At 63.8% G+C, this 26,172-nt stretch carries 15 protein-coding genes and 2 tRNA genes; 4 read left to right on the top strand and 13 right to left on the bottom strand.

Translation table 11 applies throughout. The features are described 5' to 3' along the window. Nucleotides 1-124: 124 nt before the first annotated feature. The 3 genes from NG898_RS06330 to NG898_RS06320 all read right to left on the bottom strand — a co-directional run bounded on the left by NG898_RS06330 (nucleotide 125) and on the right by NG898_RS06320 (nucleotide 9,341). Nucleotides 125-4,222 (bottom strand): autotransporter domain-containing protein, encoded by a 4,098-nt coding sequence (locus NG898_RS06330; protein WP_252691535.1) that lies wholly within the window; start codon nucleotides 4,220-4,222, stop codon nucleotides 125-127. 300 nt (nucleotides 4,223-4,522) lie between these two features. Continuing rightward, nucleotides 4,523-8,623 (bottom strand): phosphoribosylformylglycinamidine synthase, encoded by a 4,101-nt coding sequence (gene purL, locus NG898_RS06325; RefSeq protein ID WP_252691534.1) that lies wholly within the window; start codon nucleotides 8,621-8,623, stop codon nucleotides 4,523-4,525. A gap of 148 nt (nucleotides 8,624-8,771) precedes the next feature. Beyond that, nucleotides 8,772-9,341 carry a winged helix DNA-binding protein gene (locus tag NG898_RS06320; RefSeq protein ID WP_004626997.1) on the bottom strand — a complete coding sequence of 190 codons (570 nt, stop codon included), beginning with the start codon at nucleotides 9,339-9,341 and terminating at the stop codon, nucleotides 8,772-8,774. A gap of 85 nt (nucleotides 9,342-9,426) precedes the next feature. Between NG898_RS06320 and NG898_RS06315 the strand changes: the two genes are divergently transcribed. Next, nucleotides 9,427-11,022 (top strand): NAD(P)H-hydrate dehydratase, encoded by a 1,596-nt coding sequence (locus NG898_RS06315; protein ID WP_252691533.1) that lies wholly within the window; start codon nucleotides 9,427-9,429, stop codon nucleotides 11,020-11,022. A gap of 71 nt (nucleotides 11,023-11,093) precedes the next feature. Continuing rightward, a complete protein-coding gene (gene pgi, locus NG898_RS06310) occupies nucleotides 11,094-12,713 on the top strand; it encodes a glucose-6-phosphate isomerase (RefSeq protein WP_252691532.1) in 1,620 nt (539 codons plus the stop codon). Nucleotides 12,714-12,722: 9 nt separating this feature from the next. Here the strand turns inward: pgi and NG898_RS06305 are convergent, their stop codons facing one another. Next, nucleotides 12,723-13,433: an ABC transporter ATP-binding protein gene (locus tag NG898_RS06305; RefSeq protein WP_252691531.1), complete on the bottom strand. Its 711-nt coding sequence runs from the start codon at nucleotides 13,431-13,433 to the stop codon at nucleotides 12,723-12,725. A 73-nt stretch (nucleotides 13,434-13,506) separates the two neighbouring features. Here NG898_RS06305 and NG898_RS06300 point away from each other — a divergent pair, with 73 nt between their 5' ends. Together NG898_RS06300 and lepB are read left to right on the top strand one after the other, a co-directional pair. Continuing rightward, complete coding sequence (locus NG898_RS06300; RefSeq protein ID WP_289812985.1) at nucleotides 13,507-14,115, top strand: arylesterase; 609 nt, start codon at nucleotides 13,507-13,509, stop codon at nucleotides 14,113-14,115. Between the two features lie 81 nt (nucleotides 14,116-14,196). Beyond that, a complete protein-coding gene (gene lepB / locus NG898_RS06295; RefSeq protein ID WP_252691529.1) occupies nucleotides 14,197-14,889 on the top strand; it encodes a signal peptidase I in 693 nt (230 codons plus the stop codon). An 83-nt stretch (nucleotides 14,890-14,972) separates the two neighbouring features. Here lepB and NG898_RS06290 read toward each other — a convergent pair whose 3' ends face one another. The 9 genes from NG898_RS06290 to mnmC form a co-directional block, all read right to left on the bottom strand. Then, complete coding sequence (locus NG898_RS06290) at nucleotides 14,973-16,913, bottom strand: SurA N-terminal domain-containing protein (protein ID WP_252691528.1); 1,941 nt, start codon at nucleotides 16,911-16,913, stop codon at nucleotides 14,973-14,975. Nucleotides 16,914-17,071: 158 nt separating this feature from the next. Then, a tRNA-Asp gene (locus NG898_RS06285) sits at nucleotides 17,072-17,148 on the bottom strand. A 44-nt stretch (nucleotides 17,149-17,192) separates the two neighbouring features. Beyond that, nucleotides 17,193-17,268: transfer RNA gene (locus tag NG898_RS06280), tRNA-Val, on the bottom strand. Nucleotides 17,269-17,335: 67 nt separating this feature from the next. Continuing rightward, nucleotides 17,336-17,662: an HU family DNA-binding protein gene (locus NG898_RS06275; protein ID WP_392397905.1), complete on the bottom strand. Its 327-nt coding sequence runs from the start codon at nucleotides 17,660-17,662 to the stop codon at nucleotides 17,336-17,338. A gap of 103 nt (nucleotides 17,663-17,765) precedes the next feature. Continuing rightward, complete coding sequence (lon, locus tag NG898_RS06270; RefSeq protein WP_252691527.1) at nucleotides 17,766-20,180, bottom strand: endopeptidase La; 2,415 nt, start codon at nucleotides 20,178-20,180, stop codon at nucleotides 17,766-17,768. 170 nt (nucleotides 20,181-20,350) lie between these two features. Beyond that, nucleotides 20,351-21,625, bottom strand: a complete 1,275-nt coding sequence (gene clpX, locus NG898_RS06265) for an ATP-dependent Clp protease ATP-binding subunit ClpX (protein WP_009238059.1) — start codon at nucleotides 21,623-21,625, stop codon at nucleotides 20,351-20,353. A 197-nt stretch (nucleotides 21,626-21,822) separates the two neighbouring features. Continuing rightward, nucleotides 21,823-22,470 (bottom strand): ATP-dependent Clp endopeptidase proteolytic subunit ClpP, encoded by a 648-nt coding sequence (gene clpP / locus NG898_RS06260; protein WP_024975598.1) that lies wholly within the window; start codon nucleotides 22,468-22,470, stop codon nucleotides 21,823-21,825. 41 nt (nucleotides 22,471-22,511) lie between these two features. Continuing rightward, a complete protein-coding gene (gene tig, locus NG898_RS06255) occupies nucleotides 22,512-23,855 on the bottom strand; it encodes a trigger factor (RefSeq protein WP_092970246.1) in 1,344 nt (447 codons plus the stop codon). Nucleotides 23,856-24,099: 244 nt separating this feature from the next. Further along, a complete protein-coding gene (mnmC, locus tag NG898_RS06250) occupies nucleotides 24,100-26,118 on the bottom strand; it encodes a bifunctional tRNA (5-methylaminomethyl-2-thiouridine)(34)-methyltransferase MnmC2/FAD-dependent 5-carboxymethylaminomethyl-2-thiouridine(34) oxidoreductase MnmC1 (protein WP_252691526.1) in 2,019 nt (672 codons plus the stop codon). Nucleotides 26,119-26,172 lie beyond the last annotated feature (54 nt).

Raw genomic sequence — 26,172 nt, 5'->3', positions numbered from 1 at the left:
ATTGATGCAAGTCAACATGCCCAACACGCCTGGCTCAGCACGCAAAAGAAAAAAAACGCGCCGAGTTGCCCCGGCGCGTTATTCGTCGATCAGCGCAGCGTGCGCATCGGCACGCCCTGCTCCGTCAGAACTTGTGATTGACCCGCACGTACGCAGACTGCGCAGACACGTGGCTCGTGTTGATGGTGGCATCCACGCCCAGGGACACCGTGGTTGCCTTGGCTGCCTGGAGCGTGATGCTCGCCCCGGTTGTCAGGAACGAACGCGGCAGGTCGGTGCCGGGGGCCGCGAACACGGTGCCGTCCTGGCTCTGGACCTGGACCACGCGGCCGGCGTTCATCAGCTCGTGAGCGTAGCCCACGCGAAGCTGCACGTTGACCGGCCGCACATCGCCGAAGGCCTTGTCGAGCGTGACGCCCATATACGGCTGGAGACTGCGTGCGCTGTCCGGGCCGACTTGCAGGTTCTGGCCGTTGGCACCGTCCTCGCCGAAACCGCTGCCGCGTACGTACGCATATCGGAGGCCCACATGTGGAGAGAGCCGGATGCCGCCCGCTTCCATCGGCAGGCTGACTTGCGTGGCGGCAGTGAATTCATGCGCCAGATGATTGCCTTCGGCCGTACCCACGCTGCCGAACGGCCGCTTCTGCGAGAAGAAATCAAGCCCGTAGCCCACCGTGGCCGACAGGTTGACGGCACCCATCGGTTGCGCCCCGTAAAGCGCCACACGCAGCGTGTCGATACCGCCCGACGCGCCGGTGGTGTCTTCGCCGAGCGTAGTGTGCGTGTAGCCGCCCGCCGCGCCGAGGGTGGCTGCCCCAAGGCGGCCCTCCGCTCCTGCGAGGAACCCGTAGGCATGCGTGAGGAAGCCCGGCGCGCTGGCTGTGCCGCCCACCTTCGTGCTGGAACCGCTGGCCGTAGCCCATACGTTGTTGGAGCCGCCAAGCGCGTCTTGCGGCCCGGACACCCGGCCGAGCAGCGCGGCGTTAGCGCCTTGCGCCTGCAGTAGCGCCGTCGTGCCAAGCGCCGTGTAGATGGAGGTCTTGGTCGGCGCCACCACGGTCGGGCTCCCTGGGGTGCCGGGTGTCGTCGCTTCTGCGAGGAGCAGATCGACCGCATTCGTTCCGTAGTCCACCGAGGTCTGCAACGTACCGAGGTTGGCGCCTGCCGTTGCCGTGCTGACGTTTGCAAAGCGGCCCGTCACGCCGCTGCCGGCGCTCAGCACGGTGTAGCGGCGGGCGGTATAGGTGCCAGGATCGAACACGATGGCCAGCGACCCGCCGAGCGCCGCGGCACCGCCCACGCGCAGTTGCGAAGCCTCCGTCGGGCTAACCTCGATGGCGAGCGTCCCGCTCGAACCTTGCGTGTAGTTGCCGCCCACCGAGAGCGTGCCGATGGAGCCGCCCGGCGCGACCACACCGCTGCTGCTCACGTCGCCCGAAACCGTGCCGTGGCCGCGCAGCGTGCCCAGCGCGTTCACCAAGACATTGCCGCCCAGCACCGCACTGGCGTTTGCCGCATCGCCAACCGCCAGGGTGCCGCCCGCTACCGTGGTCGACCCCGAGAAGCCGCTGCTGACGCCGTTGAGCGTGAGCGTGCCCGTGCCCTGCTTGATCAACGACCCATTGCCGCTCAGGCTGCCCGTGAAGGTTTGGGACGAGTCGTCAGCCAGCGTCAGCGCGCTGCCGTTCAGCACCACGCGACTACCAGCGACGCCGGAGAGATGCGTGACCGTCTGGTTGGCCCCTGCGGACAGATCGAGTGTCGAACTGGCTCCCGTGAGCGTGACGCTCGTAGCCGAAGCCAGGCGGCCGGCGCCCGTCAACGCCAGCGTGCCAGCGTTGATGGTCGTTGCCCCGCTATAGGTGTTCACGCCGGACAGCGTTTGCGTGCCGCCATCCAGCGTGAGGCCGCCCGTACCACCGATGGCGCCGCTGAACGTGCCGGAGGCATTCGCCAAGTTGAGCGTCCGGCTGCCCAGAGCCACCACGCCCGAGCCTGCCAGTGCGTTGATGGTGGCGCCGGAGGTCGTCCCGGAGATATCGAACGTGCCGTTGTTGAGCACGCCCGAGGACGCCGAAATGCTGCCGGCGCCCGACAACGCGAGCGTGCCGGCGTTGATGGTGGTTGCGCCGGTAAAGCCGTTCGCGCCCGACAGCGTTTGCGTGCCACCGCTGACAGTGAGGCCGCCCGTACCGCCGATTGCACCGCTGAACGTCCCGGCCGCATTCGCCAATGTCAGCGTCTGGCCACCCAGGGCGACGGCGCCCGTGCCTGTCAGGGTGCTGATGGTGGCGCCGGAGGTCGTCCCAGAAATATCAAACGTGCCGTTGTTGACCACCCCACCGGAGGTTGCAATGCTGCCTGCACCCGATAGCGCCAGCGTGCCCGCGTTGATGGTCGTTGCACCGGTAAAGACGTTTGTGCTCGACAGCGTTTGCGTGCCACCCGCCACAGTGAGCCCGCCTGCGCCGCCGATGACGCCGCTGAACGTGCCGGCTGCGTTGGCCAGCGTAAGGGTCTGGCCACCCAGGGCGACAGCGCCCGTGCCCGTCAATGCGTTGATGGTGGCGCCCGAGGTCGTCCCAGAGATATCGAAGGTGCCGTTGTTCACCACGCCGCTCGAAGCGGCAATGTTGCCGGCGCCCGACAACGCGAGCGTGCCCGCGTTGATGGTGGTACTGCCGGCATAGCCCGCCGTGCCGGAGATGGTCAGCGTGCCAGACCCTGACTGCACCAGATTGCCCGTGCCGCTGATGGTGCCGGCGTACGTCATCGCATCGCCGCGGTTGAAGGCCAGTGTGCCGTTGTTGACGATATTGCCCGCCACCGAGCCCGTGGTGCCGCCGTTGCCGATCTGCAGCGTGCCGGTGGTGATGGTGGTCGCGCCCGTGTACGTGTTGTCGCCCGTCAGCGTGATCGTTCGACTGCCGGTGACGTCCACGCTGCCCGCGCCCGATATCACGCCTGACACCACGAGGTTCGTCGTGGTCGAATCGAGCGTGACACGCGACGTGGCGTCGCCCAGCGTGACGTTGTTCGACAGCGAGAGGCCTGCACTGCCAGCCGTGATCTTGGCCGCCGCCCCCGCTGCCACATCGAGGTTGCCGACGATGTTGGAACCCGTAACGAGTTGCAGCGTGTTGTTCGTCCCGTTGAACTGGATGGCAGCCGCCCGCGTTACGCCGTCGCTGAACAACCCGCCGCTGATGGTGCCGCCATTGACGATGACCGCGCCATTGGCAATGACACCCAAGCCCGCGGCACCGCCGTTGCCCGCACCTCCGGTAATCGTGCCGACGTTGGTGAGGACGTTGAACCCGGCAGCCAGATTGACGCCCGCGCCACTGGTACCGGCCGTGCTGCCGCCGCCACCGGCGGCGCCGCCTACACCGCCCACGATCGTCCCGATGTTGGTCACCTGAGTGCCGGAACCCAAGGTCAGCAGCCCATCGCCGCCGCCACCGCCGCCGCCCGGGTTTCCGCCGCCCCCTCCGTTACCGCCATTACCCCCGACCAGCGTGCCTTGGTTGTTCACGTCGGCAGCCGGCGTCACCATCGCCAAGGCAGCGCCGCCACCGCCGCCACCGCCGCCGTTAGAGGCCGGCCCCGATGTGCCGGCACCGCCATTTCCGCCGGCGCCGCCCTGCACGGTCATCCCGTTGTTGACCGTGAGGCTGGTGCCCGTGGAGTACACGCCGGCGCCGCCGCCACCGGCACCGCCAGCGAAATTGAATCCGTCGAACGCTTGGCCCGACCCGCCCTGTACGTTCGTATTGACCACCGCATCGCCAGCGAGCACCACTGCCGGCGCTCCGCCGGGGCCGTTTTGGTTGCTGTCGTTCAGGGCCCCGGTGCCGCCAGTCCCACCTGACGTTGCACCGCCAGGAATCTGCACGGTTGCGCCACCGTTGCCCAGCCCGGACGAACCGCCGCCACCGCCGTTGCCGCTGCCCCCATTGCCGCTGCGGTTCGGGATGCCGGCGCCGCCGGCCGCGCTGCAGTTTGCGATCGTGCTGGGCGAGCAGGTCGCGGCCCAGCCTGGGAGCGCCGCACCGGCCAGCCCAAGCGATACGCTGATTGAAATGATGGATGCTCGCCGACGCGCATGTGTCGTGTCGTTGCCGGCGTCAACGCCCCCGTGCGACGCCTTTGTACATTCGGACACCACTTGCGGAGCGCGCAGGCAGCGGCTCCAGACCAGCCGATAGACCCGGTTCATGTCGATCCCCTCGTTGCATAGATCCATGGGTCGAGCGCTGGCCTTTGAGAGGCAAGACCGTGGCGCGGGTGACCCGTTTTTTGTGTTGTCGTTCTCTGGCGCGCCGGCGGTGGGTACTGCGTTTTCGGCTCATGGGCCGGGGCGCATGCGCGCGAAATATAACACTTGCCTGGGAAATATTGCCCGGGCTATCGGTCAGGGTTGCTTGGTGGCTGTGCAGGCCTGTCACGCCGAGGGAAAGCGAAAAAAAAACGCACCGAGTCGCCCCGGCGCGTTTCTTTTTGCTGCGCAGCGGACTGCTTACGCCATCCACTTCCGAGCGTTGCGGAACATCCGCATCCACGGGCTGCTGCCGTCGCCAGCGGCTTCCCACTCCTTCGGATGCCAGCTCATTTGCACGGCGCGGAACACGCGTTCCGGATGCGGCATCAGGGCGGTGAAACGGCCATCATGCGTCGTCACCGAAGCAATGCCCTGCGGCGAGCCGTTCGGGTTGAGCGGATACGTCTGCGTGACTTCGCCGCGGTTGTCGACGTAGCGCAGGCCAACGGCCACCTTGCCGATGTCGCCCTGCTGCGAGAAGTCGGCATAGCCTTCGCCGTGCGCAACGACGATGGGAATGCGGCTGCCTTCCATGCCCGCGTAGAAAATCGACGGAGACGCTTCGACCTGCACGGTCACCAGACGGCCTTCGTATTGCTCCGACTGGTTGCGCGTGAACTTGGGCCATGCGCCGGCGCCCGGGATGATCGGTGCAAGGTTCGCCATCATCTGGCAACCGTTGCACACGCCCAGCGCGATCGAATCGGCGCGGTTGAAGAACGCCGCAAACTGCTCGGCCAGCATGCTGTTGAAGAGGATCGTCTTCGCCCAGCCTTCACCCGCGCCCAGCACGTCGCCGTAGCTGAAGCCGCCGCAGGCAACGAACCCCTTGAAGCCGGCGAGCGTGGTGCGGCCTGCCAGCAGATCGCTCATGTGGACGTCGTAAGTGTCGAAGCCGGCCTTGTCCATCGCGTAGGCCATTTCGATCTGCGAGTTCACGCCCTGCTCGCGCAGGATGGCCATGCGCGGGCGAGCGCCCGTGGCGATGAACGGCGCGGCCACGTCTTCCGCAATATCAAACGTGAGCTTGGGCGAGATGCCCGGGTCTTCAGCGTCGAGGATGCGGTCGTATTCGCTCTGCGTGCACTCGGGGTTGTCGCGCAGGCTGGCGATACGCCAGGAGACGTCCGTCCAGGTGCGCTGCAGTTCGATGCGCGACGCGCTGAACACCTTCTTGGCATCGCGCCAGATTTCGATGTGGTCATTGGCGTTGGGCGCGCCGATCACGTGGCTGCAGCCGGCCAGGCCGTGCTCGCGCAGCACCGCGAACACAGCGTCGCGCTGCGCCAGCGGCACCTGGATGACGGCACCGAGTTCTTCGGCAAACAGCGCACGCAGCGTCAGGTCGGCACGGCGGCCGGAGACTTGCTGCGCCCAGTTCTTGGCGTCGCCATGGTCGGCTGCGTCGTCCAGCGTGAGCATGTCGACGTTGATCGACACACCGCAGTGGCCCGCAAACGCCATTTCGCAGACGGTCGCCCACAGGCCGCCGTCCGAGCGGTCGTGATAGGCGAGCAGCGAGCCGCCGGCATTCAGTTGCTGGATGGCCGCAAAGAAGCGCTTGAGGTCTTCGGCGTCGTCCACGTCGGGCACGCTGTTGCCGACCTGCTCCGTGACCTGCGCCAGAATGCTGCCGCCCATGCGGTTCTTGCCGCGGCCCAGGTCGATCAGGATCAGCGTGGTGTCTGCCGGCGCGTTGGTCGATTCAACTTGCTTGAGCTGCGGCGTGAGCGTCTTGCGCACGTCCGTCACCGGCGCAAAGGCCGAGACGATGAGCGAGACCGGCGCGACGACTTCCTTTGCTGCGCCTTCGTCTTCCCACTTGGTGCGCATCGACAACGAGTCCTTGCCCACCGGAATGCTGATGCCCAGCGACGGGCACAGCTCCATGCCGACGGCCTTGACGGTGTCGTACAAGCGGGCGTCTTCACCGTTCACGCCGCAGGCGGCCATCCAGTTGGCCGACAGCTTCAGTTGCGTGAGCGAGTCGATCGGCGCGGCGGCGATGTTCGTGATGGATTCGCCGATGGCCATGCGACCCGACGCGGGTGCGTTGATGACGGCCAGCGGCGTGCGCTCGCCCATGGTCATCGCCTCGCCGGCGTAGCCTTTGTAGTCCAGCGTGGTGACGGCCACGTCGGCCACTGGCACCTGCCACGGGCCGACCATCTGGTCGCGCGTGTTCAGGCCGCCAACGGTGCGGTCGCCAATGGTGATGAGGAACGACTTGCTGGCAACGGTCGGGTGGCGCAACACGTCGCGCGCAACGACTTCCAGATCCAGGCCGGTGACATCGACTTCCGGGAACTCCTGCGCGACGCGGTGCACGTCACGGTGCATGCGCGGCGGCTTGCCGAGCAGCACGTCCATCGGCATGTTGACGGGGAAGTGCTCGGCGACGTCGGGTGCAGTGTCGCCGTCGACGACTTGCAGTTGCTGTTCATCCGTGGCGAACCCGACCACCGAAAACGGCGCGCGCTCGCGCTCGCACATGGCCTGGAAGCGCGGGAAATCGCCGGGGGCAATCGCCAGCGTGTAGCGCTCTTGCGACTCGTTGCACCAGATTTCCGCCGGGCTGAGACCGGATTCCTCCAGATGCACCTGGCGCAGGTCGAAGCGCGCGCCCTTTTCGGCGCCGTCGACGATTTCAGGGAAGGCGTTGGAAATGCCGCCCGCGCCCACGTCGTGGATCGACAGGATCGGGTTGTCTTCGCCCAGCGCCCAGCACGCGTTGATGACTTCCTGCGCGCGACGCTGCATTTCGGGATTGCCGCGCTGGACGGAATCGAAGTCCAGATCAGCGGTATTGGTGCCGGTGGCCATCGAGCTGGCAGCGCCGCCGCCCATGCCGATGCGCATGCCGGGGCCGCCGAGCTGGATCAGCAGCGTACCGGCCGGCAGGCCGTGCTTGTGCGTGTGGCCGGCGTCGATATTGCCGATGCCGCCGGCAATCATGATCGGCTTGTGATAGCCGCGCACGGTGCCGCCGACGTTCTGCTCGTAGACGCGGAAGTAGCCGCCGAGGTTGGGCCGGCCGAATTCGTTGTTGAAGGCGGCGCCGCCGATCGGGCCTTCGATCATGATCTGCAGCGGCGAGGCGATGCGGTCCGGTTTGCCGACGGGGCCGGGTGCAGCTTCATTCGGATTGCGGTGCGCCACGGGCTGCGCGGTATCGCGCGCGTTTTCCCACGATTGCACGGCTTCCGGCAGCAGCAGGTTCGACACGGTAAAACCTGTCAGGCCAGCCTTGGGCTTGGCGCCGCGGCCCGTCGCGCCCTCGTCGCGGATTTCACCGCCCGCGCCAGTGGACGCCCCCGGGAACGGCGAAATGGCCGTCGGGTGATTGTGCGTCTCCACCTTCATCAGCGTGTGCGTGAGGGCTTCGCGGCGGCCATATTGCGGCACGCCTGTGTCGCCCTCGGTGCCCGCATGCGCGAACCAGCGCTCGGCCATGCCGCCTTCCATCACGGCAGCGTTGTCCGAATACGCGACGATCGTGCCCTGCGGCGCGAGCTGGTGCGTGTTGCGGATCATCGCGAAGAGCGACTTGTCTTGCGTCTCGCCGTCGATGGTCCAGTCGGCGTTGAAGATCTTGTGGCGGCAGTGTTCGCTATTGGCCTGCGCGAACATCATCAGCTCGACGTCGGTCGGGTTGCGTTCGAGCTTGCGGTAGGCGTCGACCAGGTAGTCGATTTCATCGTCGGACAGGGCCAGGCCCATCTCGACGTTGGCGGCTTCCAAGGCACGACGACCAGCATCCTGGCCACCGGCGATATCGACAAAGCGCAACGCCTTGGCGGGCAACACGTCGAACAGACCGTAGCCGGCTTCGCGCGAGTCGATGACGGTTTCGGTCATGCGGTCGTGCAGGTGCTCAGCGACGGCGGCGCGGGTGGCGTCGTCCAGGTGCTTGGCAGCACCGGTCAGGCTGCGGATGAGGCCCTTCTTGCACGTGACGGTGAATTCCACGCCGCGCTCGATGCGATGGATTTGCGGCAGCGCGCAGTGGCGGGCGATTTCGGTCGCCTTGCTGGCCCACGGCGAAATCGTGCCGAAGCGCGGGATGACCACAAAGCGGTCGCCCTCGACATCGGCCGGAGCGGGTGAACCGTAGGTCAGCAGCGCTTGCACACGGGCCGATTCATCGGCCGACAGCGGCGTGTCGGCGGCCACGAAATGCAGGTATTGGGCACTGACGGCATCGATGTCCGGATCGATGCGCTTGAGGGTGGAAAGCAGGCGTTGCTGGCGGAAGGCGGACAGCGCGAGAGCGCCGGGAAAGCACGAGAAATGCGCCATGGTGGGCAAGGCAGGCAGTAGCTGGAAGGAGGGGTTTCCCGGCGTGCGCGGGAAAACCGCTATTGTACCTTGCCCTGCCGATGTTACCGACCCTCAAATCGGCCGAAAATGGCGCTGCCTCGGCTGCAACCGACTGCAAACGCCCGTTTTACAGCGACGTGGCGGACCGTGCTGCCTGCTCGTACAGGCCCGTCAGCACTCGCAGCAGGCGCGCCAACTCGCCAATCTCGGCATTTTCCTCGCCGCTGGGCGAAATATTGCTGGTCAGGCACTGCTCGCGGATCTCGCGGTAGCGGGCGCAGGCCTTTTCGCCGGCTTCGGTGGTGGTGTAGGTAACTTCCTTGCCGTTGCGCGTGCCTTCCACCAGGTCCATCCCTTGCAGTTTCTTGAGGGAATACGTGACCAGGTGGGTGTCTTCCACGTTCAGCACGAAGCAGATGTCGGCCAGGCGCTTGGCGCGGCCGCGGTGGTTGACGTGGTGCACCACCAGCACATCGAGGAAGGTCAGGTCGCGCACACCGGCGGCTGCCATGCAGCGCACGCACCAGCGGTTGTAGGCGTTGTAGGCGGTGTTGAGCGCAAACTCGAATTCCGACAGTTCCGGGCTGCGCGCCGACACCAGGTGCGACGAAGACACGATCGGCCCGCCCTTGCCTGCGTCTTCATTGGCTGCGGATTGCGGCAGATCAGCTTTCGGGGTGGTCGGCGATTTGGACATTGCAACGGGCTGGGAAAGGACCGGAAACGCGGGCTATTGTAAGAGAATAGATCGTCATGTCTGCACAGTGGAAAGCGTAGTTGCCATGTCCTCACACCCTGCCTGGCGCGAAATCCTGATCAACGGTGCCCTGGCCGCACACACCGGCGCCGACCTGCTCTTCGGCACGGCCGGCATCCGCGCATTGGAAACGGCTGCGTATCGAACTCTCGAACCCTTCACCCTGATGGCGCGCGCGGGCGAAGCTGCCGCCGATTGGCTGCAGACACGCACGCCACATGGGCACGTGCTGCTCGTTGCCGGCCCAGGCAACAACGGCGGCGATGCGCTCGTGGCGGCGACGGTGCTACATCTGGCGGGGCGTGCCGTCACGGTGTGGCTTGCCGCAGATCCAGCCAAACTGCCCGACGATGCGCGCCGAGCCTGGACGGAGGCTTGTGCCGCCAATGTCCCCATCGAACGTCTGCACGCGACGGCTTCAGTACCGGCGGCCACCGCCGCCATCGTCGATGGCCTCTTTGGTATTGGACTTGCGCGGCCGCTGACGGGATTGCATGCGGCGCTGGTCGACACCATCAACGCCAGCGGCCTGCCGGTGTACGCACTGGACATTCCCTCGGGGTTGAACGGCGATACGGGGCAGCCGCCCGCCCCAGATTCGCCCGTTATCCAGGCGCGCGCCACCATCACCTTTCTCGCCGTCAAGCAGGGCTTGCTGACGGGGGATGGCCGCGACACCTCCGGCGACATTGCGCTGGCCGACCTGCAAGCCGTGCAGACCGCTTATGACGGCGTGATCGAAGCGGACGCGTTCGTCAACACACCGTCACGCTGGCTCGCGCACGTGCCGCGCCGCCGGCATAACGGCCACAAAGGCACATACGGCAGTGCGGCAATCGTGGGAGGGGCGGCCGGTATGGTCGGAGCGCCGCTGCTGTCGGCGCGCGGTGCGCTCTATCTAGGCGCTGGCAAGGTGCACGTGGTCTCGCTTGCCACCGATGCACCGCGTGTCGACCCCGCGCAACCTGAATTGATGCTGCACACCTGGGGCGCCCTCGATCTGGGCGGCATGCAGGCGCTCGCCGTGGGCCCGGGCATGGGCACCGGCAAAGAGTCAGAAGCTGCGCTCGAACATCTCCTGGATCGCATGCTCTCCGCGCGCACGCCGGCCGTGTTCGATGCCGATGCACTCAACCTGTTTGCGAAAACGCCGGCCCTGCTCGCGCGCCTCACACAACTGGCCGGAAGCGGTGTCCCGCTGGTACTGACACCGCATCCGCTGGAAGCCGCGCGCCTGTTGCATACCGATGCGCACGCCGTGCAGCACGATCGGCTGGCCGCCGCCAAGGCGCTCGTCAATCGGACAGGTGCGGTGGTCGTGCTCAAAGGCTCGGGCACGCTCATCGCGGCGCCGGGCTTCTCGCCGGCCATCAACCCAACCGGCAACGGCGGCCTCGCAACTGGTGGTACGGGCGATGTGTTGACCGGCATGATCGGCGCATTGCTTGCGCAAGGCATGGGTGCGCGCGAAGCCGCACTCGCGGCCGTGTGGCTGCACGGTCGCGCCGCTGACGATCTCGTCCAAGCGGGCGTCGGCCCCATCGGCTTGCACGCAAGCGAGCTATGCGCGCCGGCACGACGTGCGCTCAACGCCCTGCTGGCGTCGGACGTTCGCCGATAGAAAGCCGTCATACAGCGCCGTTATACTGCGCATTCGCTTTCCCGCACCAACCTCACGTCACATCACGCCGTATGCCCACAGCCCTACCCGCCTGGCAGTCCCTGACGCAACATGCTGAATCGATTCGCGCGACACATATGCGCGACTGGTTTGCTGCGCCGGACGCCGAGGAACGGGTACGCGCCTTCACGCTGGAAGCGGCTGGCCTGACGGTCGACTACTCAAAAAACCGCATCACCTCCGACACGCTCGCCCTGCTGCTGCAACTGGCCGACGAGGCCGGCGTGCTCACGCTGCGCGACGCCATGCTGCGCGGCGACCGCATCAACAACACCGAGCACCGCTCCGTCCTCCACATGGCCCTGCGCGGACAAGCGGAAGACGACTATCGTGCCGACGGCGAACCCGTCATGCCCGAAGTGCTGCGCGTTCGGGCGCAGATGCGTGACTTCGCAAACCGCGTGCATAGCGGCGCATGGACGGGCCATTCCGGCCAGCGCATCACGGACATCGTCAACATCGGCATTGGTGGTTCGGACCTCGGCCCGCGCATGGTGTGCCGCGCGCTCGACCACCTTGCCGTGCCGCAGGTGCGCGTGCATTTTGTCTCCAACGTCGACGGCACGGACTTGGCCGAAACGCTGGACCATCTGAATCCGGACACCACGCTCGCCATCGTCTGTTCGAAGACGTTCACCACGCTCGAGACGATGGCCAACGCGCACAGCATGCGCCGCTGGTTTGTCGAGCATGGTGTGGGGGAAGACCAGCTCAAGCACCACTTTGTCGCCGTCTCCACCAACCGCGAGGCTGTCGTCCAGTTCGGCATCGACCCGGACAACATGTTCACGTTCTGGGATTGGGTTGGCGGACGGTTCTCGCTCTGGTCGGCAGTGGGCCTGTCGATCGTGCTGGCGATCGGGCCGCAGCAATTTGAAGCGATGCTCGACGGCGCACGCGCGATGGACCGCCACTTCGCCACGGCCGCGCCGCGCCAAAATTTGCCGCTGATTCTCGGGATGTTGTCGGTCTGGTATCGCGGCTTTTTCGACGCGGCGAGTGCCTGTACCGTGCCTTACTGTGCGCCACTGGAGCTGCTGACGGACTTCATGCAACAGCTGGAGATGGAGAGCAACGGCAAATCCGTCCAGCGCACCGGCGCAGCCATCGATACCGACACCGGCCCCATCGTCTGGGGCACGGCTGGGACCAACGGGCAGCATGCGTATTTCCAGCTGATCCACCAAGGCTCGCAGATCGTGCCGGTGGATTTCATCACCACGCTCGAGCCAGTGCGCAGCCTGCCCGGCCACCACGCCAAACTGCTCGCCAATTGCTTCGCGCAGGGCGAGGCGCTCCTGCTCGGCCGCACCGCCGATGAGGTCCGCGCGGGCGGCATCACCGACGAAGCGTTGGTGCCGCATATGGTGTTCGAAGGCAATCGCCCAAGCACGACCATCCTGATGGAGCGGCTCGACGCCGCGTCATTCGGCGCGCTCATCGCCTGCGCCGAGCACCGCACCTTCGTGCAGGGCGCGGTCTGGAACATCAACTCGTTCGATCAGTGGGGCGTGGAGCTCGGCAAGAAACTCGCCAAGCCGATCCAGGCAGAGCTGGAAGGCGCGCCCGCCTCTGTGGCGCATGATGCCTCGACGGCGGCGCTGATCCGCCGCGCCAAAGCCGCACTCTGACGCAAACGTTCAGAGTTCGGTGACGGTCTCGTCGCCGACAAGGTGCCCGGCTTCGATGGTGAGAATGCGGCTGCAACGCGCTGCAACGGAGCGGTCGTGCGTCACCAGCACCAGCGTGGAGCCGGCACTGCGGTTGAGTTCAAACATCAACGCAATAACGGCCTCGCCCGTGGCGGTATCGAGACTGCCGGTCGGCTCGTCGGCAAAGAGAATGTCGGGTTCGGTCACAAACGCGCGTGCCAGGGCCACGCGCTGCTGCTCGCCACCGGACAGCGTCTTCGGATAGTGCGACAGCCGCGCGCCCAGGCCGACGCGCTCCAGCAGAACCGTGGCACGACGACGCATCTCGGCGGTGCTGATATCGCCCTGCAACTCGAGCGGCAGCATCACGTTCTCAAGCGCCGTCAGATGGGGCAGCAGCTGAAAGGATTGGAAGACAAAGCCCACGTGACTGCCGCGCACGCCCGCACGGCCATCCTCATCCAACTTGAACAGGTCGTTGCCCAGCAGCTTGACCGAACCCGACGTCGGCAAGTCCAGGCCTGCGAGCAACCCAAGCAGCGTCGATTTGCCCGAGCCGGAAGCGCCAACAATCGCCAGTGTCTCGCCCCTTTCCACACGGAAGGCAACATCGCTCAGAATAGGCAACTCACCGGTGGCATCGCGCACAGTCTTGTGCAGCGAATCGACTTCAATCACCCAGGTAGCGGAAGACGACATGATTGGACTGGTAGGTAGTAGAAGACGCAGCGTGAAGTCACTTGTAGCAGCGCTTGGCTGCACAGTGTTCGGCATGCTGCCACTCGCGCAGACGGCTGCAGCACAAGGCGCGCCGGCATCGCATCGCGTGGTGGTGCTGGGTGACAGCCTGTCGGCGGGATACGGCCTTGCGCAAGGCACAGGCTGGGTCGCGTTGCTCGACAAGCGCCTCAAAGAACGGAAGCCCGATTATAGCGTCGCCAATGCAAGCATCAGCGGCGACACCACGGCCGGCGGGCGCTCACGCCTGCCCGCCGTGCTGGCACGCGAAAAGCCCTCTGTCGTGATTCTAGAACTGGGTGGCAACGATGCGCTGCGCGGCCTCTCGCTCGCTTCCAGCGAAGCCAACATGAAGGCCATGATCGAAGCATCGCAAGCCGCAGGCGCGAAGGTGCTGCTGGTGGGCATGCGCATCCCGCCCAACTACGGCCCGGATTACAGCGAGCGCTTCTTCGCCATGTTCGGCAAGCTGGCGCAGCAGTACAAGCTGCCGCTGGTGCCATTCCTGCTCGAAGGCGTTGCGCAGCGGCCAGACTGGTTCCAGGAAGACCGCATCCACCCCATTGCCGCGGCGCAGCCGACGATGCTCGATAGCGTGTGGCCCAAACTGGAACCTCTTCTCAAAGCCCGGGTCGGAAGATGACTGTTCTGCCGCACCGCCTTGCGCCATCAGCGCATCGGATTCTTAAGTCGGGCGCGGCCACATCTCACACAGGCGGACACCATGAAGCTTCTGGCAAACGGGCTGCGTGCAGCGCGCGACAACAAGCGGTTCCTGGTCGGCATGTCGTTGCTCTTTGCCTTCCGCGCCTGCATTGCCGACTGGTCAGTCGTGCCCAGCGGATCAATGAACCCTACCCTCATCGAGGGCGACTACATCTTGATGAACCGGCTGGCTTACGGTGTGCGTGTGCCGGCCACCACCATCTGGCTCAAGCGCGGCAGCGAACCTCGACGTGGTGATGTCGTTGTCTTTTCCTCGCCGGAAGATGGCACGAAACTCGTCAAGCGGCTGATCGGTCTACCTGGCGATGTCGTTGAAATGCGCGGCGAAGCGCTCTACATCAATCACCAGCGCATCGCCTATACCCCATTGCCGGACGTCGCACCGGGAGCGTTGCCCCAAGCGACAGCGACGCTGCCACACGAACTCTGGTCCGAAGCGCTGCCCGGCCGCGAGCACACCGTGATGGTCTTGCCGGAAGTGCAAGCGTTGCGCAGCTTCGGCCCCATCACCGTCCCTCAAGACCACTACCTCATGCTGGGCGACAACCGCGACAACAGCCGAGACTCCCGCTACTTCGGCCTCGTACCGCGCAAGAACCTGATCGCCCGCGCTTCCCACATGGCACTGTCGTTCGATCCGGACCACTTGTATATGCCGCGCCTCGCACGCATCGGCAAGTCACTGGACTAGCCCCCCCTCAAAAAAGTACGCAAAGAAAAAGCCCCCTCGTTATAGAGGGGGCTTTTTCGTCAGGCTACCTGCAGCGCGCCGTATCAGTCCTCTGCCGTATTGGCAGGTTTGCTGGCGTCAATCACGCTGCTGTTGATCTTCACCTTCGAGCGCGCCTTCAGTGCTTCGTAGTAAGCGTTGAACTCGGTCTGGCCAGCGGCCTGAGCCAGTTGCTGCGCATCGGCGGCACGGCGCGCCTCATCCACATTGGCTGGCGGCAGCACCTTGTTGATGCGATACAGCGCGTAGCCCTGGGCACCGAGGTCCACGCCGATGGTGACCGGAAGCTTGGTCGCATCAGCACGCAAGATTGCCGTCAGTGCAGCGGGCGATGTGCCCTGTGCCTGCTGGCGCGAGACCGTCTGTGCTGCGCTGAAGCCATCGGCGCTGTTGCTCTGCTTCACTGCGGCCAGTTTCTCTTCGCCAGCCTTCTTGGCCAGCGCAGCCGCTTGCTCGGCGATCACCTTGGCCTTGACCTGCTCACGCACGTCGGCCAGCTTCTTGACCGTGGCCGGACGATACTCCGCCGCACGCGCCGCAACCAGCGTGGTCGGCCCCACCTGGATGGCAGCCGTATTGCGGTGGTTCTTGATCACGTCGTCAGCAAACAGCGCCTTGAGCACCTTGTCATTGCCGATCGGGCTGCCGGACTGCGCCGGGCTCGGCGTGCGGGTCACGTTGTCGGCCGTCTGAATCTGCAGCTTGAGCTTGTCTGCGACCGGCTTCAGGCTGTCGGACTGGTCTTCCACCGTGTTGGAGAACGCGTCAGCCAGCTCCGAATACTTCTTGTTGGCGAGTTGCGTACGCAGTTCGCGTTCAAGCTCCGGCTTGACGGCCTCCAACGGCTGCACGCCACCGCCCTTCACTTCTTCCAGCTTGATGATGTGGAAACCGAAATCGCTTTGGACCACGTCACTGATGTCGCCCGGCTGCTTGAGGGCAAACAGCGCGCTCTCGAACGGCGGCACGGTCGCGCCCTTGCCCAGGAAGCCCAACTCGCCGCCCTGCGCGGCCGAACCCGGATCGCCCGAGTACTTCTTGGCCAGCTCGGCAAAGCTCGCGGGGTTCTTGCGCACCTCGGCAAGCAATTCTTCAGCCTTCTTCTTGGCGGCTTCCTTGTCGGCGGGTTTGGCGTTGTCCGGCAGCTTGATCAGGATGTGAGCGGCGCGGCGTTCTTCCTGCGTCTTGAAGCGCGCGGCGTTCTGATCGTAGTACTCCTTGATCTGCTCAGGCGTGACCGGAATCTGCTTCATCATGTCTTCGCCCGAGAACACGACATACTCGGCCTTGACTTGCTCCGGCACAGAGAATTCCTGCTGGTGCGCGTCGTAGTAAGCCTGGATGGCCTTGTCATCCACGTTGACTTTCGCAGCGTAGTCGGCCGGCTTAAACAGCAGCGCCTGAACTTCACGTTGCTGATCGCGTACCTGGATGAGGCGGTCCACCAGCGACTTCGGCACGAACGCCGACGAGACGATCGATTGCGGAATCTGTTGCTGCGACAGCTCAAAACGCAGGTTGCCTTCCAACTGCTCGGGCGTCATGTTCTGCGCTGCAAGCAGTCGCACGTAGGCTTCCTGGTCGAAGGAGCCATCCGGCTTGCGCAGCGCTGCCACGGCCGGAATCTGCAGGATCGTGTCGCGAATCTTCTCGTTCGAGATGGTCAGGTTCGCATGCACGACCTCATTTGCCAACACGCGTTGCTGGATGATGCCGTCGAGCACATCGCGGCGCATCTGCGGACCTTCGAACTGGCGCGGATCATATTGCGCTCCAAGCATCTGGCGCAGACGCTCTGTCTGCTCGCGCACGCGCGCGTCGACTTCGTTGGTGGAGATGACCTTGCCGTCGACCTTGGCGGCGTCATGCGAGCTGTCCATGAAGCTCGAATAACTCTGCACACCGAAGAACACGAACGACGGGAACACCAGAATCAGCAGCACCAGAAACATCAAGCGCCGATGCGTACGTACGAAATCAAGCATGCTGGACCGGAGGTGAATGGAAGATGGAAAATCCGGCGATTCTATCAGGTGCCGCCGACATTCCGGACAATCGCGGCACGGCGTGCAAGCATGACCTGCAACGCATTCACCGCTGAAAAGACAAAGGCCCGAACGAATCGGGCCTTTGTACAGGATTTTGGCGGAGCGGACGGGACTCGAACCCGCGACCCCCGGCGTGACAGGCCGGTATTCTAACCGACTGAACTACCGCTCCAGATTGGGTCGGACCACCCGACGCAAGAGCGGCAATACGAACGATGGTGGGTGCTGAGAGGCTCGAACTCCCGACCCGCGCCTTGTAAGGGCGCTGCTCTACCAACTGAGCTAAGCACCCGTTCGTACTGCCGGCGTGAGCCGGACTGTCCGGCGCCCGTGTTGTCACCCACGAGCACCAAAGCCCGCTAGTTTAGCGCATCTTTTAGAGCTTTGCCAGGTTTGAATTTCGCAACTTTACCGCCTTCGATCGTGATGGCCGCGCCCGTACGTGGATTGCGTCCATTACGCGAAGATCGCTTGCCGACCAGGAACGTACCGAAGCCGACCAGCGTGACTGACCCACCGTCGCACAACGCATCCTTGATACCGTCGATCAGCGCGTCAATGGCGCGCCCCGCCGCGGCTTTTGACATGTCAGTTTGCGCCGCCACATGGTCGATGAGATCTGTTTTGTTCATCGCGCCACCTCCCCGAACACCCGCTAGTGTGGATTCATTAAAGTGGCCGCCAATCGACGTGTCAAGGCGAAGAACGGTGCGCCACACGTCGCAGCCTGCGCAAAGAAAAAGGGCCCGAACATGTCGGGCCCTTGCTCAACTTTGACAGGCTAAGGTGTCAGTGATGCACCATTTCCTGCGACTTGCCGTCGTCGCCCTTGGCGGGTGCCGGCTTGGCTTCTTCTTCCGGCAGCGGCTCCGGCTTGCGCACCAGCGCGAGTTCCAGCACCTTGTCGATCCAGCGCACCGGCTGAATCTCGATGCTGTTCTTCACGTTGTCCGGAATGTCCGCCAAGTCCTTGACGTTCTCTTCCGGAATCAGCGCCAGCTTGATGCCGCCGCGGTGAGCAGCCAGCAGCTTTTCCTTCAAACCGCCAATTGGCAGCACCTCGCCGCGCAGGGTGATTTCGCCGGTCATCGCCACATCAGCACGCACCGGAATACCGGTCAGCACCGACACCAGCGCCGTCGTCATCGCAATACCTGCCGACGGGCCGTCCTTGGGCGTCGCACCTTCGGGCACGTGGATGTGGATGTCGCGCTTCTCGAACATCTCATCCTTGATACCCAGCCGAGCGGATCGCGAACGTACCACCGAGCGCGCAGCCTCAACCGACTCCTTCATCACGTCGCCCAGCGAACCCGTGCGGGTGATGTTGCCCTTGCCCGGCATCAGCGCGGCTTCGATGGTCAGCAGATCGCCGCCCACTTCGGTCCATGCCAAACCGGTCACTTGGCCAACCTGGTCTTCCTTGCCGGCCAGACCGAAATCGAAGCGACGCACGCCAAGGAATTTGTCCAGATTGTCTGAATCGACCTTCACGGACGTACTGGCTTCCTTCTTCAGCAGCAGCTGCTTGACGACCTTGCGGCAGATCTTCGAGACCTCACGCTCCAGCGAACGCACGCCGGCTTCCCGCGTGTAGTAACGGATGATGTCGCGCAGCGCGGCTTCGGTCACCTCGATTTCGCCTTCCTTCAGACCATTGTTCTTGATCTGCTTGGGCAGCAAGTAGCGGCGGGCGATGTTGACCTTTTCGTCTTCCGTGTAGCCCGACAGGCGAATCACTTCCATCCGGTCCAGCAACGGCGCCGGAATGTTCAACGAGTTCGACGTCGCCACGAACATCACGTCCGACAAGTCGAAGTCCACCTCGATGTAGTGGTCCTGGAACGTGTGGTTCTGTTCCGGGTCCAGCACTTCGAGCAGGGCAGACGACGGGTCGCCGCGGAAATCCGCACCCATCTTGTCGATTTCGTCGAGCAGGAACAGCGGGTTGCGCACGCCAACCTTCGTCAGGCTCTGCAGGATCTTGCCCGGCATCGACCCAATGTACGTACGGCGGTGACCGCGAATCTCGGCCTCGTCACGCACGCCACCCAGCGCCATGCGCACGAACTTGCGGTTCGTTGCACGCGCAACCGACTGCCCGAGCGAGGTCTTACCGACACCCGGCGGTCCCACGAGGCAGAGGATCGGCGCCTTCAGCTTGTCGACGCGCTGTTGCACTGCGAGGTACTCAAGGATGCGTTCCTTGACCTTCTCCAGACCGTAGTGATCTTGATCCAGCACCTGCTCGGCATTCGACAGGTCGTTGTTGACCTTGCTCTTCTTGCGCCACGGCAGACCGACCAACGTGTCGATGTAGTTGCGCACGACCGTTGCCTCGGCCGACATCGGCGACATCAGCTTGAGCTTCTTGAACTCGGACTCGGCCTTCTTCTTGGCCTCCTTCGGCATGCGGGCGGCCTTGATCTTCTTGTCCAGCTCTTCGAGATCAGCGCCTTCTTCGCCTTCGCCCAGTTCCTTCTGGATGGCCTTGACCTGCTCGTTCAGGTAGTACTCGCGCTGGCTCTTCTCCATCTGGCGCTTGACGCGGCCGCGGATGCGCTTTTCGACCTGCAGGATGTCAATCTCGCCCTCGAGTTGCGACAGCAGGCTCTCAAGACGTTCGGTCACGTTGAACATCTCGAGAATCTTCTGCTTCTGCTCGAGCTTGATCGGCAGATGCGCGGCGATGGTGTCGGCCAGGCGACCCGGCTCATCGATGCCCGACAGCGAAGTCAGGATCTCGGGCGGGATCTTCTTGTTCAGCTTCACGTACTGATCGAACTGCGACACGATGGCGCGACGCAGCGCCTCGGTCTCAGCCGATTCTGTAGGTTCCGGGCCGACGGGCACGGCTTCGCAGAAGAAGTGCGATTCGTCGTCGGTGACGGACAGGATATTGGCGCGCTGCGTGCCCTCGACCAGCACCTTCACGGTGCCGTCCGGCAGCTTCAGCATCTGCAGAATGTTGGCGATACAGCCGACATCATACAGATCCTTGTCGGTCGGCTCGTCCTTGGCGGCGGTCTTTTGCGCCACGAGCATGATGCTCTTGCCCGCCTCCATCGCAGCTTCCAGCGCCTTGATGGATTTGGGGCGCCCCACGAACAGCGGAATCACCATGTGCGGAAACACCACCACGTCACGCAGCGGCAACAGCGGCAGGCGAATCTGCTCAGCGGGTAAAAGTTGGGTTCCGGACATTATTTTCCCCAGAAAGTCATGTAAGGGCTAAATTGGGCACAGCGACGGTTTTACAAGACCGCTGCTGCAAGTCGCATGCCGACCCGGTTTCCCGAAGCAAAAAAAGCCGCTCGCGAGCGAACGGCTTCCTGCATGGGACGCATACGGCGCATCCCGGCCGGGCATTCGCGTCAGTTGGAACCTGCAACCTTGGGTTGCTCTTCGTAAATCAGCAAGGGCTTGCCTTCGTCGGAGATCGTACTTTCATCGATCACCACCTTTTGCACACCCTTGTGGTTGGGGAGGTCATACATCACATCCATCAAAGCGTGCTCGACAATGGAACGCAAACCGCGCGCCCCCGTCTTGCGCTTGATCGCCTTGCGGGCGATTGCCGTCAGCGCGCTCGGACGAATTTCCAGCTCCACCCCTTCCATTGCCAGCAGCTTCTGGTACTGCTTGACGATTGCATTCTTGGGCTCGACCAGGATTTCCATCAAGGCAGCCTCGTCGAGCTTGGCCAGCGTCGCCACCACGGGCAGACGGCCGATCAATTCGGGAATCAGACCGAACTTGATGAGGTCTTCCGGCTCGACTTGCGGCAGCACTTCGCTGACGTCGCGCTCTTCCTTGCTCTGCACCTCTGCACCAAAACCAATACCGGTCTTGTCAGAGCGCTGCATGATGATCTTTTCCAGACCATCGAACGCGCCGCCGCAGATGAACAGGATGTTGGTCGTATCCACCTGCAGAAAGTCCTGGTTCGGATGCTTGCGACCACCTTGCGGAGGCACCGACGCCATCGTTCCTTCGACCAGCTTCAGCAGAGCTTGCTGGACGCCTTCCCCAGAAACGTCCCGGGTGATGGAAGGGTTGTCAGACTTGCGCGAAATCTTGTCGATCTCGTCGATGTAGACGATGCCGCGCTGGGCCTTGTCCACCTCGTAATTGCAATTCTGCAGCAGCTTTTGGATGATGTTTTCGACATCCTCGCCCACGTAACCGGCTTCGGTCAGCGTAGTGGCGTCGGCGATGACGAACGGCACGTTCAACAGACGCGCCAGCGTTTGAGCGAGCAGGGTCTTGCCCGAGCCAGTCGGCCCGATGAGCAGGATGTTGCTCTTGGACAGCTCGACATCGTCCTTCTTGCCGAGGTGCTTCAAACGCTTGTAATGGTTGTACACCGCCACAGCCAAGATCTTCTTGGCCTGCTCCTGACCGATCACATATTGGTCCAGGCTCTGGCGAATTTCATGCGGTGTGGGCAGATCGGACTTGACCGCCAGACCACCCTCTTTTTCGGAGATGGCAGCTTCGTCCCGGATGATCTCGTTGCACAGGTCGATACATTCATCGCAGATGAAGACCGAGGGGCCGGCAATCAGTTTCTTGACCTCATGCTGGCTCTTGCCGCAAAACGAGCAGTACAGCAGCTTTTCGCCAGTCGAGCCTTTCTTGTCCGCCATAACGATTACCAGTAGTTCTTGGCAGCATCATACGCCAAATTATCTGGCGACGATCCGCAGGTGTTGTTCAAAGCAAAAACGAGGCGCGAGGCCTCGTTTTTGACACCGCTTGACATGTTTAGTGCGGTTAACCGGTGTGCCGTAGAACGCACCGGCAACCCCGCCTACCGCGCACATCGACGCATGACTTCGACACTTCAGCGCTTGGCGATGACCTGATCGATCAGGCCGTATTCCTTGGCCTGCTCGCTGCTCATGAAGTTGTCGCGGTCCGTATCGCGGGCGATCTTGTCGACTGGCTGACCGGTCGCTTCCGAAAGCACAGTGTTCAGGCGCTCACGCAGGTACAGAATCTCGCGGGCCTGAATCTCGATGTCCGAGGCTTGGCCGCGTGCACCACCCAGCGGCTGGTGAATCATGATGCGCGAGTTCGGCAAGGCGAGACGCTTGCCCTTCGCACCAGCTGCCAGCAGGAACGCGCCCATGCTAGCCGCCATGCCCATGCACAGCGTGGACACGTCCGGCTTAATGAACTGCATCGTGTCGTACATCGCCAGACCGGACGACACTGAACCGCCCGGCGAATTGATGTAGAGCGAGATGTCCTTGTCCGGATTCTCACTTTCCAGGAACAGCAACTGTGCCACCACGAGGTTGGCAGTCTGGTCGTTGACCTCGCCCACCATGAAAATCACTCGTTCCTTGAGCAGGCGCGAGTAGATGTCGTAGGCGCGCTCGCCGCGGCCAGACTGCTCGACCACCATCGGCACCAGACCGAGCCCCTGCGTTTCGAGCGCGGAGGCCTGGGTGCGAGCAAGTTGGTCGATCAGTTCATTGCGGATCATGCGGTTCTCCGGTGCTTATTTCGGAAACTCTATCGATCGAATCAGCCTTGCGCCGGAGTGGCGGTCAGCTCTTCGAACGACACAGCCTTGTCAGTGACCTTGGCCTTGTCGCACACAAAATTTACCACGTTGTTTTCGAGCACGTAGGCTTCCATCTCAGCCAAGCGCTGTTGGTCACCGTAGTACCAGCGGATGACTTCCTTCGGATCTTCGTAGCTCTTTGCGAACTCTTCGATCTCGGCCTTGATCTGCTCGGGCTTGGCTTCCAGGCCGTTGGCCTTCACGACTTCGGCCAGCACCAGGCCAAGCTTCACGCGACGCTCAGCTTGCTGCGTGAACATCTCGGCGGGGATCGGCATGTTCTTGGCGTTCGGCATGCCGCGCGACTCGAGGTCGCGACGGGCCATTTCGACCAGACGCTCTTGGTCTTGCTCGACCAGCGACTTCGGCACGTCCAGCTCTGCCACTTTCAGCAGCGCTTCCATGACTTGGTCCTTGAGCAGAGCGTGCGTGCGACGCTTGACTTCACGCTCGAGGTTTTCGCGGATGTCGGCGCGCATCTTGTCGAGGTTGCCGTCGGCGATGCCCAGCGATTGCGCAAAGGCTTCGTTGACTTCCGGCAGGTGTGCCCACTCGACTTGCTTGAGCGTGACGGTGAATTCAGCCGTCTTACCGGCAACGTCCTTGCCGTGGTAATCCTCGGGGAACGCCAGCGGGAACTTCTTGGACTCGCCTTGCTTCAGGCCCAGCGTGGCTTGTTCGAACTCAGGCAGCATGCGGCCTTCGCCCAGCACAAAGCTGAAACCTTCAGCCTTGCCACCAGCGAATTCCACGCCATCGATCGTGCCGACGAAATCGACCGTCACGCGATCGCCGTCTTGGGCAACAGCCGCACCGCCGTCGCCATGCTCGCCGGCTTCGCCGCGCGGGTGATAGTGCACGCGTTGCTTGCGCAGGATGTCGAGGGTCTTGTCGATCTCGGCATCGGTGATTTCGGTCTTGGTGCGGGTCAGTTCCGCGCCAGCCAGATCGCCGAGCTTGACTTCCGGATACACCTCGAAGGTGGCATCGAACGCGACTTGATCATCGGCCACGCCTTCGGTCTTCAGCTCGAAGCGCGGTTGGCCGGCAACCTTCACGCCTTGCTCATTCGTGATGTCGAAGAACTGACGGGCAGCCTTGTCGTAGCGAACTTCGAATTCGACTTGCTGGCCGTATTGCTTCTCGACCATCTTCATCGGGACCTTGCCCGGGCGGAAGCCGGACATCTTGACGGTCTTGGACAGACGCGCCAGACGGCTTTGCTTCTCTTGCTCCACTTCGGCCTTCGGGACAGCCAGGGTCACTTTGCGATCAAGCTTGCCGAGGTTTTCGATAGTCGACATGGTCGTAATTCCAGATTCAGAAAATGGTTGCGTCGAACGGCGCAGCGCCAGCAGCAGCCGTGGTTCAAAGTTCTTGGTCTTGCCGGGCTTGCAGGAATGCGGCGCGAGGGCCGCTTCAATGCACGATGCGCGGCACAACGGGCGCGTTCAGGCTGGCAAACGCAAAACGCATATTATGGCATGGAACGTTCGGCGGCCCTGCTTTTTTGGGTCAGAACGCTTGGAAAACCCTTCAAACGGCGCGTTAATCCAGCGGTCCCGCGATTTCGTTTTCCGCGGGTGCGGCGCCCTGCTCCTGCGCGCGTCGATGCTGCAATGCCCGCAGGGTGAAGCGGCCAGGATCAAGTGCCGCGGCCAGATCGGATTCAAGCGGCAGCGGACCACCGTCGATCTGGGCCGCGAGCAGCTCCGCCCCCAGCACCGACCATGTGAGCCCGCGCGAGCCATACGCAAGCGCCGCATACAGCCCGGCGAGGCGAGGCAGTTGTGCATGCGGACCGCGCAAACGAAAGCCGGACGCCATGGCCGCCGCCTCATCCACCAGTGGGCCGATCAACGGCAACCGATTTGCGGAGACGCACCGCACACCAACATAACCATGCAGTGCTGAGGGATTGAGCGTCGCCAGCGCGCCCGATTGCTGTGGCTGCAACCGGGCCAGCCGCCCGAGATTGGCCGCGTGATCGGCAATGCGCTCGGCCAGATCGGATTCACCCGGCTGGAACGACGAGCCTGTACGCACCGTCTCCGCACCCGATTCGGCGGGCAGCAAGTAGCCATCGCCGCAGACGACGGCCTTCGGCCACGCCGCACCGGCGTCCAAACTGCTCAGGGGCACATCGGTAAGTTGACCGCGCACTGGCTTGAGCGACGCAGATGTGAGCGGAGCCAGGCGTGCGGCACCAAGACTGTTGGCGAGAACGACGACCGGCGCGCTCGCGATCACCTCGCCTTGGGAATCCAGCGCATGCCATTGATCGCCATGTTGGCGCAGCGATTCGACGCGCGTATTCCAACGCGCATCGACTGCGGCGCCAGCAGCGGCCAGATTGGCGCGGCAAACATCGGGGGGCGCGACCCAGCCGGCTTGCGCAAACCACCAGCCGCCCTGCGGCACGCCGGCACCGACACGCCGGGCGGCTTCGTCCACATTGAGCCAATCGATGTAATCGGCCGGATAGCCGAGTGCTTGCACGATGCGTTGCTGCTCGACGGCGTCGTCGGCGTGTTCGGCGAGTTGGAGCACACCGGTGGGTTGGAAACCTGTGGCGAAGCCGGCGCGATCGAGTGCATCCCAATGGCGGCGAGCGAGCAAGTTGCCGACGCGCGAGAGGCGCGAGAGCACGCTGTCGTCGATGGACACATGCGGGTGCATGGCCGCTGCGCGATGCGCCGACGTGCCGCGCGCGGGGCCATCGCTTTCGTCGATGAGCGTGATGCGCCAGCCGCGCGATGCGAGCCGTTCGGCAACAGAGCAGCCCGCAAGCCCGGCGCCAAGCACGATGGCGTGATGCTGGCTCCAGGCGGGCGCTTCAGCCGGCCCGCGCCTTGTGCGCCAATGGGTTGGGAATTGCGCGACGGTCATGTCGCGTTTGGAACCGAAACCAGGCGCCTTCTGCACCTCGAAGCCGGCCTCCTGCAAGCCGCGTCGCACGAATCCTGCGGCCGTGTATGTAGCCAATGTGGCGCCGGCGCGAGCGACCCGCGCGAGCTGCTTGAACACGCGCGGCTGCCACAGGTCAGGGTTCTTGGCGGGAGAGAATCCGTCGAGATAGAACGCGTCGGCGGCGCACGAGAGTTGCGGCAGCGTCTCCAACGCATCACCGAACAGCAGCGTGAGGGTGACGCGGCCGTCGTCGAACACCAGGCGATGCACACCGGGCACAGGCACCGGCCATGATTGACGGAGCGTCTCGGCCAGCGGGGCCAGCGCGCCGCCCTTCGGATGCACAATCGACAAGCCAGCGCGATCGAACGGATGCTTCTCGATCGAGACGAAATCGAGCCGCGCACAACGCTGCCGATCGTCACGCCATGCAGCCCACGTGGCCAGAAAATTGAGGCCCTGACCGAAGCCGGTTTCAACGATGGTGAAAGTGTGCTTGCCCTGCCACGCAGCCGGCAAGCGGTTGCCGCCCAGAAAAACGTGATGTGCCTGCGCCAGACCGCCCTCGGAGCTGTGATAGACGTCGTCGTATTGCGCCGAGAACGGTGTGCCGTCCGACGTGAGTTGAGGCGTGGCGAGAACGAGGCCGCGTGGCATGAAACACCCTGGGAGGAAGCGGCGAATTGTAACGCCGCCCTCCCCTTTCGCCTT

It is taken from the genome of Ralstonia mojiangensis (genome assembly GCF_023955645.1).
Lineage (GTDB): Bacteria > Pseudomonadota > Gammaproteobacteria > Burkholderiales > Burkholderiaceae > Ralstonia > Ralstonia mojiangensis.
Note: the sequence above shows the minus strand (reverse complement) of the source record. Positions and strands in the feature narration are given on the sequence as shown.